This window comes from Streptomyces sp. NPDC103540, assembly GCF_055584445.1.
Genome location: NZ_JBVJMA010000002.1, coordinates 96,172 through 109,889 on the forward strand (window position 1 = coordinate 96,172; position 13,718 = coordinate 109,889).

Sequence of the window (13,718 nt, forward strand, 5' to 3'; positions counted from 1 at the left end):
CCGTGTCGCGCGGCTCCCACCGCTCCCCCGAGGGCGGCGGGCGCTGTCGGCGGGCCGTGCGAGGATCACCGGCATGATCGCCTCGCTCGCCTCCCTGTTGCCCACGGCCGGACCGCACACGTCCACCACCTACGCCGACTGGGTCACGGCCCACGACCCCGGCGCGGCCGGGGCGGCCCGCGAGCTGGTCGAGCGGATGCGCACGGAGTCGGGGCGCTCCCGGACCAGGCCGGGTGCCTTCGTGGACGCCATGGCGGCGTGCGCCCGGCGGCTGCCGCCGGAGCACCTGCCGTGGTTCTGGGACACCGTGGGGCACCGGCTCATCGGATACGGCAGCCGACCGGGCGGGCGGGCCTACGCGGCGGCCCGGGCGGCCGAGGCCGCCCGGGGACTGCCGGTGGATCCCGGCTACCGCCGGGCCAACGCGCTGCTGTTCGCGGCGGGCGGTGCCATGCCGGCCAAGGAGTTCGGGGCGCACCAGAGGTTCCTCGCGGACACGCTGGAGCCGCACGAGGCACACACGGCCCTGGAGGCGTTCCTCACCGCGTGGGCGGCCTCGCCCGCGGACCTGCCGGCGGATCTGGTGCGCCGGGTGCGGGCCTCCGCGAAGGCCGCCGGGCACGGGGAGGACGAGGTGGCCCGGATGGTGGCGGCGGTCCTGTCGGTGACGCGGGGCAAGTCGGTGCCGGACGCGCTGCTGGACGCCGCGCGGCCGGTGCTGACGGGCCGTCCGGTGACCGACGGGGTCGCCGCGGCGCTGGTGGAGGTGTTCCCGGAGGGGGTCACCGACGGCGGCGCCTGGCTCCGGGTGCTGATCGGCTGCGGGGCGACCGGGGCCATGGAGGCCGGGCGGGTGGTACCGCGGGGCGGACTGCACGGCTGGGTCGGCCGCTTCACGCACATGTACCAGTACACGAAGCGGTCCGGCGGCGGGGTGGGGCGTCAGCCGCTGCCGGTCGAGTTCCTCGACCTGGTGGGCCGGTTGGGGCCCCGGCTGCGTGCGGAGGGCACTGCGGTGACGGTGCACACCACCCGGCACCACTACCAGGGCCTCGACGCGGACGTGCTGGACGCCTTCCTCGCGGCCGGGGTGGCCGTCGTCGACCCGGGTCCGGAGGCGTCGATGCGCTTCTGGGGTGAGCGCTCGCGGCGGGACCTCGCCGCGTTGGCCGCCGATCCGGTCTTCGGCGCCCGGCTGGAAGGGAGCGTCCACGCCGACCTGCTGCCCCGAGGGGGGCCCGCGCCTCGGCGCAGGGCCGGATCGGCGGTGACCCTGCTCCCGGGCAACGAGGGCATCGCCCGCGAGGTCGCCGGGCGGGTCGGCAGGCTCGTGGACACCGTCGCCGGCGGTGGCATGGCGGGCGCCGAGGAGGCCGTGGCCGAGCTGGAGAGCGTACTGGACCGGCCGACGGTGACCGCGCTCGGCGGGATCGCCGACGCCCTCGCCGAGGCGGGCGGCCCGGGCGCGCTGCGGCGTTCCCTGGCCGCCGGTCTGCCGCAGGAACTGGCCTGGCCGGCGCTGGAGTCGGTGTACGCGGGGTTCGCGGAGCGGGCCGGGGAACGGAGGGAAGAGGAGCCGGAGAGGGACGCGCGGGAGGGGGACGTGCGGGAGGGCGTCGATCCGCTGCCGGGCGTGGTGGGGGTGACGACGACCTGGCCGGTGCTGACGGTGTTCGGGCGCGACCGGGCGGTCGCCGTCGCCCCCGACGGGGTGCGCGGCTCCTGCCGGTTCACGGTGCCCGACGGCGCCACCATGTTCGCGGTGCACTACGTGGGCGGCTCCTTCCTGGTGAGCTGGAGCCTCGGCCGCAACCCCTACTTCTGCGACACCGCCGTCTGGGCCGATCGGCCCGACGAGCCGTTCACACCGGACGAGAAGAGCGGCCTGGTGCCCTTCGGCGGCAGTCTGGACGGGGCGTACGGCTTCCAGTTCGAGACCGCCGACGGAGGCGGCCGGCACGGCGGGCGCCGGGCGCTGCGCGCCGGGGGCACCGAGGGCATCGACGGGGACGAACTCCAACTCGGCGACGGCACCCGGATCTGGACGAACGCGGTCTTCGGCAGGCGGCCGTGGGAGGTGGTGGACGCGACGACCGGGGAGCCGCGGGGCGCGGAGGCGCTCCCGGACTTCCCCGGTCGCGCCGTACGGGAGGACCCGGCGGCGGAGCCGTCCGAGGCGGGCATGAGCCTCGACGCCGAGGCGCTGCAACTGGCGCCGCTGCCCGCCGCCCTGGCGGACTCCCCGCTGGGCAGCCGCGACGGCCTGGTCGGCACCCGGGTGCTGTTCCGCACCCGGCACCGGGCCAACGCGCCCGACCACTTCCTGGTGGAGAGCGTCGACGGGCGCACGGCCCGGTTCGACATCGACCGTCCGGGGCAGGCCCCGTGGGGGTTGTGGGCACCGCCCGGGGGCGCGGCGCAGGACGTCGTCCTCGCCGAGGCGCGGACCCCCACCGGCGTGCGCGCCTACGCCGCCGACGGGTGCCTGCTGTGGGAGCTCGACGGGCACCGCTCGCCCGCCCACCCCCGGGTGGGGCCGGTCCGGCGGTCCACGGTCTCGGCGGGCGTGGCCCTGCCCCCGGCGTTCTGGTACCTGCTGCGCACCCGGGACGAGGCCGGGTCCCGGGCGCTGCGGGCCGTGACGGCCCGGTCTGCGGACGCCCTGCTCGCGGCGGCCGCCGCGGGGGACGTGCGGGAGCTGCGCGCCGTCGTGGCCCGGGAGTTGCCCGAGGTCACCGACCCGGTGCTGGTCGACGCGGTGGTGGCGGTGGCCGGGCGGGCGGCCCGGGTGGAGGAGCGCCGGACGGCCCTGCACCGGCGCGTCACCCTGCTCGCGCAGGCTCCGCCGGTGGCGCCGCGCCGTGTGGTGCCCGACACCGAACTGGTGCCGGCCCTGTTCGGGCTGCTGTCCGACGGGGACGACGGCCGGTCGTCGGGGCGCGGCCCGGTGGCGGCGCTGCCCTCGACGCTGGTCGCGCTGGCCTGTGACGGTGCCTGCCTGGAGGGCTCGATCGAGGAGGAGGTGCGCCGGCTCTCGCCGCCGACGCCGCCGCACGACTGGTCCGGTTTGCTCGGCTCGATCGACGCCGTGGCCTGGCGGGCCGCCGTGGAGCCCACCCCGGAGGCGGAAAGGGCCGCGTCGGTGGCGCTGCTGGAGACCTGGGCGGCCCTGCCGTTCGCGCGCCCGGGCGGGCGTTGGTGGGTGGGCCGCGCGCCCGCCCCGGTCCTGGACGGTCTGCGGGCGGACGGCGTGCCCGTGGCCTCGGGGGCACCGCGGGCGGGCGGGTCGGTGCACTGGTTCGTCGCTCCCGTCCACGCGGACGCCGCGCTCGACCCGGTGCCCCGGGCGGTCGCGCGGGCGCGGGAGGTCCGTGTCGAGCGGGACGACGCGGCCCGGCTGCGGACGCTGGTCGAGGCGGTCGAGGGGCGCGGGCCCGTGCCCGTGCCGGAGGCGGCGGTGGCCCGGTTCGCCGAACTCACCGGTGTGCGTACGCCGGTGGCCCGGCTCGTGCTGGCCGGTCTCGTCGGCCGCTCCGACCGGGACGAGCACCGCGCCCTGGCGCGCCGGGCGCCGTACCGGGCGACGCCGATGACGGTGGAGGCGTACGACGGGTTCCGGGACCGGCTGGGCGCCGCGGGCCGTCGTGCCGTGCTCGCGGCGGCGCTGCCCGAGGATCCGACGGAGCTGTGGCGGCCCGGCGGGATGGAGGCGGCCGCGGAGCGGATGGCCGGGGTGTGGCGGGAGCTGCTCGGGGCGCTGCCCGTCGTGGACGACGGGGCCGCCGACGCGCTGGAGGCGGATCTGGGGCTGCCCGAGGTGTGGGCACGACGGCTCGCGGGCGGGTACGGGGCCGCCTCGGACGGTGGTGTGGAGGCGGTCGGTTGGGAGCTGGCCACGACCCCGTACCGGGCCGGCGTGGAGGTCCGCCCCGTGCCGCCGGCGGGCGTGGAGGTTCCGTACGGCACCCGGGTGGGGCTGCGGATCGGGGACGTCGCGAGCGCGCTGGTGTGGGCCTGGACCGATCGGCCCGTCGGTGATCCGGCGGTGGCCTCGGCCCGGGACGTGTACGAGCGGCTGCGGGCCGAGCTGGACCGGCCGGAGCTGCTGTGGGAGCTCCCCACCGCGAGGGTCGAGGACACCGAGGAGGGGATCGCGCGGCGCTTCGGGCCGGCGCGGGCGCCGATCGCGCCGGGCCGCCGCCGAGCGGCGGACGCGGCGCCGGCGACTGCGTACGACACGGGTCCGCTGGTGGTGTGCGCGCCCCGCGGCGCGGCCTTCCTGCGCCCGGCCGCCGTGGCCGATCCCCGGGAGTGGCGCCGGGTCCGGGAGGTTCCCGGGCTCGCGGAGGACCTGGAGCGGATCGCGCCGCTGCTGGTCGGGGGCGGGCTGGAGCGGATGATGCTGCGGGCCGGATCGGGTGCGGTGCCGGTCGGGGCGTACGAGGCCGACCCGCGGCGGTCGTGCCCGGAGCTGGTCGAGCGGGTGGCGCGCAGCCTCGGGACGGGTGCGGACGCGGCGGCCCTGTACCTCCAGTTGGCGACGCTGGCGGCGCCGACCGACCGCGACGTGCGGCGGTGGAACGGCTGGTCGACCCGGTGGCACGGTCAGGTGCGGGCCGAGCTGCTCGCGACGGGCGCGGTGGTGGAGGCCAAGCGCGCCCGGGCGGGCCGCACCCTGTTCCTGCCCGGCGAGTGGACCGAGCTGAAGTCTCCGCACCTGCCGGTGGAGACGGCGAAGCTCGCCGCGCACCTGGTCCGGCCGTCGTGGCGGGGCGAGATCCGCTCCCCGTTCGTCCGCGTCCTGCCGACGGCTCCCCTGCACGAGATGTTCGCGCGGGCCTGGGAGCGGGTGTCGGGCACGTAGTCACCGCGGGGTGCGGCGGTACGCGGGCGCGCCCGCGGGGTAGGCCTGCCCTTGGCCCCGGGTGGTCCGGGGCGGGGCGGGGCGAACGGCCCGCGCCCGATGAGGGGGGTGGCGTCGTGCACGACGAGGTGGCCGGGGAGAAGCGGGAGGCCGTGTCGGCGGCCGAGCTGTTCGACGGGCTGGGCATCGCCTACGAACGGGCCTTCGGCAGGATCCCGGCGCAGGTGGAGGCCGTCGACTGGCTCGCCGGGCGGCTGGCGCCGGGGGCGCGGGTGTTGGACGTGGGCAGCGGGACCGGCCGGCCCGTCGCCGACCGGCTGGTGCGCGCGGGGTACGAGGTCACCGGCATCGACGTGTCGACGGTCATGGTCGAGCTGGCGCGCGCACAGGTGCCGGGGGCCCGGTTCGAGCGGGTCGACGTACGGGATTTCGTGCCGGACGGCCCCTACGACGCCGTGTGCGGCTTCTTCCCGCTGCTGATGATGAGCCGGCGGGAGGCGGCGGCCGCGCTGCGGCGGATGGCCGGCTGGCTCGCGCCCGGCGGCCACCTCGTCACGGCCACCGTGCCGGCGGACGTGGACGGGGTGGAGATCGAGTGGATGGGACGACCGGTCCGGGTCTCCAGCTTCTCGACCGACGCCTATCTGCGGCTGCTGCGCGAGGACTGCGGTCTGGAGGTGCTGCACGACTCCGTCTCGCTCTTCCTCCCCGACGGCGGCCCGGCCTCCCCCGAGGAGCACCTGTTCTGCTACGCGCGGCGGCCGGACGCGTGACGTCGACGGGGCGGCGGCGTCAGGGGCGCAGGGCCACCGCCGCGGCGGCGGACTCCCAGGTGGAGAGCTGTTCGGCGTCCACGGGGCGGTGCGGTCCGCCGTAGAGCTGGGCGTGTCCGTTGGCCCGGTCGGCGGCCGGGTTCGTGGCGAACACGTAGGAGTCGCCGACGTGGTAGCGGCCCCAGTCCGGCCCCTCGTCCTGGAACACCTCCACTTCGCCGGAGAGGTCGCCCCGGATGACGTGCCGGACGCGGACCTTCCACGTGGTGGACGGGATCATGTCCACCTCGCGGGGGCCGGTGTCGGCCACGACCGTGCCCGTGAAGATGGCCTCGGCGTCCTGCGCGACCTTCCGCGGATCGGTCACGTCGTACGCGTACAGGGCTTCCGCGTGGCCGCTCGGCTGGACGCCCTGGTAGGCGACCCAGCCCCCGCCGGCCAGCAGGGCGGATCCGGTGGCCGCGCCGGCCACGACGGTCACGACGGTGTGCTGCCTCATGTTCAACCCCACAGCAGGTGGTAGTTCCTGATGTCCCGCTCGGTCGGCGCGGTGCTGCCCGCCGCCTCCAACGCCCGGTAGTCCGCCCACAACAGGGACCGGCCGTCGCGCTCCGACTTGTGGCAGAACCCGAGTGCGTGGCCCAGTTCGTGCGCCGCCGCGCGGCGGCGGTGTTCCGGTGCTCCGTACCGCCGGCCCGTGTCGAGCAGGCCGCGGTTCAGGTAGATGTTGTCGGCGCCGGTGTGCGGCGCCCACTGCGCGAGCCGGTTGGCCCACGAACCGTCGGTGCGGTCGACGTCGCGCCACTGGAGGTCGGCGATGGCGGTGGTGGTGTCGGCGCGCAGTCTCACCCGTGTGAGGGTGCCCGAGGACCACACCCGGTGGGCGTGCCCGATGGCGTCGTCGAAGCGGGTCTCGTCCTCCCACATGATCTCGCTCCCGTCCACCGAGGAGTTGCCCCGCGAGTCCCGGGTCCCGCCGGACACGCAGGCGGCGGGGGCCGCCGCCGGGGCGCCCGCCGCCGGCGCCGGTGCGGGCAGGGCGAGGAGGACCGCGGCGGCCGTCGCCGCGGCGAGCCCCAGGGGAGAGTGCACGTACCGCGCTCCTTCTACGGACGGACAGACGGACGGACGGACGGAAGCCGGGCGGAAGGGGTACGCGCCGGCCGAAGGACGGACCGGCAGTGTCCCACGTCACGGCCCGGCTTCCGGCCGGGGAGGGCGGCGTTCACCCTCCCGGGCCCGCGCTCAGTGCCAGGTCTGGTAGGGGCTGCGCTGGGCGTGCGTGCCGCACGGGAAGGTGCGCAGCTTGTGCTGCGGGCTGTCGTCGAGGCAGAGCCCGCTCTCCTGGTTCTTGAACTCGACGGCCCCGTCCGGGTAGCGGTGCACGAACCAGCTCTGGTCCTTGGCCTTGTCGCACGGCAGGGCGGTGGCCCGGCCCCGGGGGAAGTCGGTCAGGCAGTTGCCCGTCTGGAGGTTGCGCAGCTCGCGGGTGCCGTCGGCCCACTGGTGGACGTTCCACTTCTGGTGCTGGTTGGTGAAGCACGTGTAGGTGCGGGTGCCGTGCTCGCTGTCGTCCAGGCAGGCCGACGTGGCGCCGTTGCGGAAGGTCTGGACGCTGTCGAGCGCTCCCGCGGCGGTGGCCGTGACGCCGGCGCCGGCGGCCAGGGCGCCGGTCAGCAACAGGCAGGTCAGGCCGGCGCGCAGCCGCTTGGGGGTCGGGACGGTGGTCATGTGGCTCTCCTCGGTCGGTGGGATGGTCGGTGGTGGTGACGGGGGGTGTGCGGGGCGGGCGGGTGCGCCGCCCGCCCCGGGAGGTGGGTCAGCCCGTGATGTTGACGGGCCGGTAGGCGTGGTAGCCGTCGCGGCCGTTCACGCCGTAGGAGTGCTGCTTCCAGCGGGTGCCGGCGCCGCCGGCCTGCTCGTAGGACTTGTAGGCGGTGCGCGCGCTGTTGGCCCAGCCGTCGAAGATGACGACGTGGCGGTAGTCGGCGCTGCTGCTGTTCGCCTTGATGACGAGGTCGCCGGGTGCCAGGTCCTTCATCGCGATCCGACGGGTGAAGCCGTTGTTCTTCAGCGCGACGGTGTTGGGTCCCGGCTTGGCCAGGCCCAGTGCCATGGAGACGTATCCGGAGCAGTCCTGCCGGTAGCCGTCCTTCCAGTACTTGGTCTGGCTGTAGGGCACGGGGCGGCCGTTGTTCGCCGTCAGCCAGGTCTTGGCACGTGCCAGTACCTGGGCCCGGGTGATCCGGGGCGCCGCCCGGAAGGTGTCGGGGGCGAGGGGGCCCGCCGGCGCCGCCATCGGAGCGGTGGGCGCCGCGGGGGCGGCGGGGGCGGTGGGCGCCGTCAGCGCGAGGGTTCCGGCGGTCAGGACCGCCGTCAACGCGGCCATGTACCAACGGCGGGTGGAGTTGTGGGTCATGGGATCTCCTGGTTCTCGTGTGTGTGGTGTGTCCGGTGCGGGGTCGAAGGGCGCTCCGCTCCGGCCCCCGGGAGCGGGGTACGGCGGCGCACCGGGGCGGCGTCGGGCCCGCCACGGGTCGTGGAGGAGGTGGCCCGGCGCGTTCTCGGGGCGTGGGGAGGGGAGTCCGGTCCGTCCTGGGACGGCGTTCACGCGGTCGGCGTGGAACACGCGGTGGTGGTCACCGCGGGCCGCCGGACCGGATGGAAAGGAGTCTGCGGGAGCCGGAGCGGGCCCCGCAATGCCATCCCGTTTGCTTCAGCGATGTCGGGATCCCTAAGGTTTTGACCTGCTGGGACATGACCGTCCCGGGACAGGACACGGCCGTTCGGGGGAGCCGCGGACGGCCGGCGAAGGGGGCGACCGTGACGGGCACCGACGATCGACACGCGAGTCCGGCGCAGCGACTGGGAACCGCGCTGAAGGAACTGCAACAGCGCTCCGGGCGCACGCTGCGCTCGCTGGAGTCGGAGTTGAACATCAGCGACTCGTCGCTCTCGCGCTACTTCCTGGGTCGGACGGTGCCGCCGTGGGCGACGGTCCGCGAGCTGTGCCAGGCGCAGGGCGCGGACCCGGACGCGTACCGCACCCTGTGGGAGGCGGCGGACCGGAGCCAGCCGAAGCAGGCGGGCCCCGAGCCGGAACAGAACGTCAGTTCGCGAACGCGATGGTGGTGGTGGACGTTGCTGCGCCGGCGGGCGGAGCTGTGGGCACGCCGCCGCTGGGTGTGGGTGGTCGGGGGCGCCTGTGGCGGTCTGCTGTGCGGGGGCCTGGTGACGGCGTACCTGCTGTGGCCCGCGGAGCCCGCCCCGGGGCAGGGCGCCGCGGGCGGACAGGCCTCGGCCCGGGGGCTCGGACCGGGCGGGTCGCGGCAGCCCGAAGGACCGCGGATCTTCGTCAACCGGGCCACGGGGAGCTGCCTGGACCACAGCCTCGACCAGGGGTTGCGCACCTTCGCGCCCAACGGGATGAGCTACCAGCGGTGGACGGTGCACCCGCTCCCCGACGGCGGCAGCGAGCTGCGCAACCACGCCACGGGCGCCTGCCTGGACGACCACGCCACCGGGCTGCGCGGGGCGACGTGCGCGCGGACGGCTTCCCAGCGGTGGACGGTGACCTCGTTCGCCGACGCGTCGGCTGAGGTCAAGAGCCGGTCCACGGGGACCTGCCTGGCCGACGGCGAGCAGGGGCTCAGGGCGACGCCCTGCGACGGTTCCGACGCCCAGCGGTGGGGCTGAGGGGGCTCGGCGTCCGAGGGGGCTCAGCGCCGGGGCGCTCCGGCCGCCGGGGCCAGGGCGGGGCGGCCGTCCGTGAAGTCGAGGCCGAGGGCGTGCAGGACGCGTCGCCTCCCGTCGTGGCTCCAGCCGTGGAAGAGGATCCGGTCCCGGCCGTCGGGTCCGGTCACGACGTCCTGGCCGCCGGGGCCCCGCACGGCGTGGCCGAGGGACTCGGTGGACATCAGCGGCTCGGGGGCCTTCGCGTAGGGGCCGGTGAGGCGGTCGGACACCGCGTGGCCGGTGGCGTAGCCGTGGTCCCCGTAGAAGCCGGCCGAGTAGAACAGGACGTAGCGGCCGTCGCGTCGCACGAGGGTCGGGGCCTCGACGACCTTCCCCTCCCAGTCGAGGTCCTGGCCGATGAGGACGACGGGGTCGCCCGTGGTCCGCGTGCCGTCGCGGGAGACGGGTTGCAGGTGGATCCGGGTGGGCAGTTCGCAGCAGTTGCCGTCGCTCTTCCACAGCAGGTAGCGGCGGGCGCCCTCCGTGTAACTCGCCGCGTCGATGGCGCCGCCCTGTTCGACGGGGCAGACCAGCGGCTTGTCGCCGGTGGGCCGGAAGGGCCCGTCGGGCGTGGCGGAGAGCGCGACGCCGACGCACTGCCTGCCGCCGGCCCGATCGCGGGCGGTGTAGTGCATGGTGAAGCCGCGGCCGTTGTCGAAGACCTCGGGGGCCCAGACGAGCGTGCGCTCGGGTTCGGCCCAGGCGCCGAGGTCGGGCAGGACGTCCTCCTCGACCGGCGTCCAGTGGACCAGGTCGGTGGAGGTGGCGTGTTGGATGTTGGTCTTCTCGCCGTGGGTGGCGTAGGCGTGGTAGGTCCGGCCGACCTTCACGACGTCGGGGTCGGGGAAGTCACGGTCCAGGACCACCGGGCCCGGCGCCGGATCGGAGGCGGACGCGGGGGCCGACGCGGGGGCGCCGGCGGCGAGGAGGCAGGCGGTCACGACCGCGAGCGAGCGTCCGAGGCGGCGTACGGCGGTGCGGGACATCGGGTTCCTCCCTGTGGTGCGGGGGCCTGGGGCGGCCGTGTCGCCGGTTCAACGCCCGGGGCCACTCCGGGTTTCGGTGTTCACGGCAGCGGGGCCAGGGCCAGGCCGGCGGCGCGCAGGGCCGGGGCGTAGGAGGTGACCTCCTCCAGGGGGACGAGGAAGGTGACGGTGGTGACGCCGACCCCGCCGAGGGGGCGTCTGGCCAGGTCCAGGACGGCGGTGCCGATGCACCGGACGGTCGCCTCGTTCTCCTCGTCGTCGAGCGCGTGGCCCTCCACGCGGGCCAGGGCGCGTGGGGCGTCGAGGGCGTGGCGGGTGGTGAGGGTCCTCGGTGTACGGGCGGGCGGGCAGGCCGGTGGCGGCGACGATCGCGTCGACCTCCTCGTCCGGAAGGTGGGCGAGGAGGCTCTTGCCGACGGCCGTGGAGTGCAGGGGCATCCGGTGCGGACGTCGGAGAGGGCCCCGGGCGCGAACGCCCGGGGCCCTCTTCGGTGCGGATTCGCCCCGCCCCACCCCCGTGGGGGCAGAACGAACCCGGTCTCGGTGGCCCGGTCAGGCGGGCGGCACGGGCGCGGGGAGGCGGCGGGCCAGGTGCCGCGCCACGTCCACGACCGTGCGGTCGGCCAGGTAGGGGCCGATGATCTGGACGGCCAGGGGCAGTCCGGCGGCGGTCCGGCCGGCGGGCAGGACCACGGCGGGCAGCCGGACGTGCCCGGCGAGGTTGAGCCACGCCGTCTGGTCGAAGTACGGACGCTTCGCGCCGTCGACCGTGATGGAACGCTGCGGGACCGGCGTGCCCGTCTGGTCGTCCACGGCCGCGGTCGGCGCGGCCGCGGTGATGAGCACGTCGTGGGTGGTGAAGTAGTCGGCCCAGCGTCCGCGCAGCTTCTCGCGCTCCTCGTTCGCCCGCAGCCAGTCGCGGTGGTGCATGGTGCGCGAGCGCAGGAACAGCGCGCCGGGGTGGTCCGCGGGCAGCTTGTCGGCCGCCGCGACGTCGTCGGCGAAGCCGTCGTCGGTGGCGGTGGCGCTCGTGGTCGCGTACATGAGGCGCTGGAACAGCCTGTCGCTCGCGGCGAGGTCGACGGGTCGGGTGCTGTCGTCGACGGTGGCGCCCGCGGCGCGTACGAGGTCGGCGACGCGGGCCAGCAGGTCGCGGGTTTCCCGGTCGACGTGGCAGTACGGGTCGTCCTGCCACAGGCCGACGCGGTAGCGGCCCAGGTGCTCGTGGCGGGGCGCCGGCAGTTCGATGCGCCAGGCGGCGGCGTCGGCGGGGGCGGGGGCGGCGAGGACGTCCAGGAGGAGGTCGAGGTCGTCGACGTCGCGGGCGATCGGACCGAGGCTCAGCATGTCGGAGTCGGTGATCCAACCGGGCGGGCGGGGGATGTGGCCCCGGGTGGGGACGATGCCGCCGCTGGGGCGCAGCGCGTACACGCCGCAGTAGGCGGCCGGCAGCCGCAGGGAGCCCGCCAGGTCGGAGCCGAGTTCGAGGCTGGTGAGGCCCGCGGCGACGGCCGCCGCGGGGCCCCCGGAGGATCCACCGGCGGTCTTCGTGTGGTCGTGGGGGTTCTTCGTCGTGCCGAACAGCGGGTTCGAGGTCTGGAGGTCCTGGCACATCACCGGCACGTTCGTCTTGCCGACGATGACGGCGCCGGCGGCCCGCAGCCGGGCCACGGCGTCCGCGTCGCGGTCGGGGACGTGGTCGGCGAGGTCGGGCGAACCGCAGGTGGTGCGCAGGCCCTTCGTCTCCAGGGCGTCCTTGACGGTCATGGGCAGGCCGTGGAGCGCGCCGAGCGGCCTGCCGGTGCCGGCGAGGTGGCGGTCGGCGGCGTCGGCCGCCGCGCGGGCCCCGTCGGCGTCGAGGGTGACGACGGCGTCGAGTCCGGGGTTGGTCTTCTCGATGTGCAGCAGGTACCGCTCCACCAGGGCGCGGCTGGTGACGGTGCGCCGGCGCAGCGCGGCGAGCTGGACGTGCGCGGGCTCCAGGTGCAGTCGTTCCACGGGTACGGGGTGCGGGGGCGCCGGTGTGCCCTCGCCCGCGCGGGAGCGACCGGCGGCGGAGGCGGCGGCCATGCCCGCGGCCGCGGCGACGGCCGTGGAGGCGATGAGCAGGGTGCGTCGGAAGATCACGAACGGGCTCCTGAGGTGGTGCCGCGGAGGTCGACGGCGGTGCGGCTCGGGCGCGGGGGGAGGGCGAAGTGGGCGGCGACGCGTTGCAGGTGGAGCAGTTCGTCCTCGGTGGTGGGGAGGGCGAGTTCGGCGTCGGCGTACTCGTCGGGGTGCTCGACGGGGGCGTCGGCGGCGTGCCGTACGAGGGCGTCGCGGATCTGGTCCGCGGTGACGGCGGCCGCGAGTTCGGCCCCGGTGAGGCCTTCGGCGGTGCGCAGGCGCTCGGCCTCCTCGCGGGTGGCGGGGTCGAGGTAGCGGCGCATCAGCTTCTGGCCCTGGCGGATCTCGACCCGGCGGCGCAGCAGGGGGAAGTGGGCGTCCTTGCCGCGCAGCACGTCCTGGAGCTGGCGGGCGGGACGGCGCAGGGTGATGCCGGGGTCGGCCTCGTCGAGCGCGGACCACAGGGCGTTGAGCCGGCGGTAGCGGACGTGCGCGGTGGCCCAGGCGCGGGCGTGGGTGGTGCGCCGGGCCAGGGTGGGGATGAGGTAGCCGATCTGGGTGAGGGTGGCGCCGATGTCGCCGCAGGCCCAGGCGAACCCGTTGAGCCCGGTGACGCCGAAGCCGATCTCGGCCCCGATGATGCCGCTGATGCGGATCCCGCTGTAGCCGAGGGTGATGACGGCTCCGACGGTGACCAGGCGCAGGCTGAAGGCGATGGAGCGGTTCGTGGCGGTGCGGGCGTAGCGCCAACAGGAGCGCGCCAGGTAGATCTCGGCGACGGTGTAGGTGCCGAAGTAGAGCAGGACGTACGCCTGGAAGAAGGGGTCGTGCGCGTAGTAGAGGGAGAAGTCGGTGGGCCGGGTGGTGGCCGGGGTGAGCAGGACGAACAGCACGGCCATGGCCGCGATGACGACGCCCGCGACGCCGAACAGGAGCGCGCCGCGCCTGCGGGCCTCGCGCGGCGGCTTGGACCAGTGCGCGAGGACGTTGCCCTGGAGGGCGAAGACGAGGATCACGCAGCTCTGGGCGAGGGGGACGACGATGTTCGGGACGCCGAGGAGTCCGTCGACGCGTACCCACACCCAGGTCAGGGAGAGGGCGTAGCTGAGCGCGGAGAAGCCGTAGGTGAAGGCGAGGGCGACGAGCGCGGGCTCGCGACGGCTCCTGCCGAGGTCGCGCAGGAGTATGAGGAACCCGGTACCGGCGATGGCCAGACACAGGGGGTGAAGGATGTCTTTCACGGAGTCCTGTTCG

11 protein-coding genes are annotated in these 13,718 nt (G+C 75.8%); 3 read left to right on the forward strand and 8 right to left on the reverse strand.

Annotated features, from left to right (window positions below; translation table 11 throughout):
- Positions 1-73: 73 nt before the first annotated feature.
- Both ACZ6ZI_RS05095 and ACZ6ZI_RS05100 read left to right on the forward strand, forming a co-directional pair.
- On the forward strand, positions 74-4,864 hold the full coding sequence (locus ACZ6ZI_RS05095) for a hypothetical protein (protein ID WP_469516133.1): 4,791 nt from the start codon (positions 74-76) through the stop codon (positions 4,862-4,864).
- Positions 4,865-4,980: 116 nt separating this feature from the next.
- Positions 4,981-5,637 (forward strand): class I SAM-dependent methyltransferase, encoded by a 657-nt coding sequence (locus tag ACZ6ZI_RS05100; RefSeq protein WP_469516136.1) that lies wholly within the window; start codon positions 4,981-4,983, stop codon positions 5,635-5,637.
- Positions 5,638-5,656: 19 nt separating this feature from the next.
- Here the strand turns inward: ACZ6ZI_RS05100 and ACZ6ZI_RS05105 are convergent, their stop codons facing one another.
- From ACZ6ZI_RS05105 to ACZ6ZI_RS05120, 4 genes are all read right to left on the reverse strand, one after another.
- Positions 5,657-6,136, reverse strand: coding sequence for a hypothetical protein (locus tag ACZ6ZI_RS05105; RefSeq protein ID WP_469516139.1), 480 nt, complete (start codon positions 6,134-6,136; stop codon positions 5,657-5,659).
- A 2-nt stretch (positions 6,137-6,138) separates the two neighbouring features.
- Positions 6,139-6,729, reverse strand: coding sequence for a zinc metalloprotease (locus ACZ6ZI_RS05110; protein WP_469516141.1), 591 nt, complete (start codon positions 6,727-6,729; stop codon positions 6,139-6,141).
- Between the two features lie 153 nt (positions 6,730-6,882).
- Positions 6,883-7,368: an RICIN domain-containing protein gene (locus ACZ6ZI_RS05115; protein WP_469516144.1), complete on the reverse strand. Its 486-nt coding sequence runs from the start codon at positions 7,366-7,368 to the stop codon at positions 6,883-6,885.
- A gap of 88 nt (positions 7,369-7,456) precedes the next feature.
- On the reverse strand, positions 7,457-8,056 hold the full coding sequence (locus ACZ6ZI_RS05120; RefSeq protein WP_469516147.1) for a hypothetical protein: 600 nt from the start codon (positions 8,054-8,056) through the stop codon (positions 7,457-7,459).
- A gap of 404 nt (positions 8,057-8,460) precedes the next feature.
- Between ACZ6ZI_RS05120 and ACZ6ZI_RS05125 the strand changes: the two genes are divergently transcribed.
- Positions 8,461-9,333, forward strand: coding sequence for an RICIN domain-containing protein (locus tag ACZ6ZI_RS05125; RefSeq protein WP_469516150.1), 873 nt, complete (start codon positions 8,461-8,463; stop codon positions 9,331-9,333).
- A 23-nt stretch (positions 9,334-9,356) separates the two neighbouring features.
- Here the strand turns inward: ACZ6ZI_RS05125 and ACZ6ZI_RS05130 are convergent, their stop codons facing one another.
- From ACZ6ZI_RS05130 to ACZ6ZI_RS05145, 4 genes are all read right to left on the reverse strand, one after another.
- Positions 9,357-10,358 (reverse strand): glycoside hydrolase family 43 protein, encoded by a 1,002-nt coding sequence (locus ACZ6ZI_RS05130; protein ID WP_469516155.1) that lies wholly within the window; start codon positions 10,356-10,358, stop codon positions 9,357-9,359.
- An 80-nt stretch (positions 10,359-10,438) separates the two neighbouring features.
- A complete protein-coding gene (locus ACZ6ZI_RS05135) occupies positions 10,439-10,885 on the reverse strand; it encodes an IclR family transcriptional regulator domain-containing protein (protein ID WP_469517623.1) in 447 nt (148 codons plus the stop codon).
- A gap of 25 nt (positions 10,886-10,910) precedes the next feature.
- Positions 10,911-12,485, reverse strand: coding sequence for an amidase (locus ACZ6ZI_RS05140; protein WP_469516158.1), 1,575 nt, complete (start codon positions 12,483-12,485; stop codon positions 10,911-10,913).
- Positions 12,482-13,705: an MAB_1171c family putative transporter gene (locus ACZ6ZI_RS05145; RefSeq protein ID WP_469516160.1), complete on the reverse strand. Its 1,224-nt coding sequence runs from the start codon at positions 13,703-13,705 to the stop codon at positions 12,482-12,484. The genes ACZ6ZI_RS05140 and ACZ6ZI_RS05145 overlap by 4 nt, the downstream gene beginning before the upstream one ends.
- Positions 13,706-13,718: the final 13 nt, after the last annotated feature.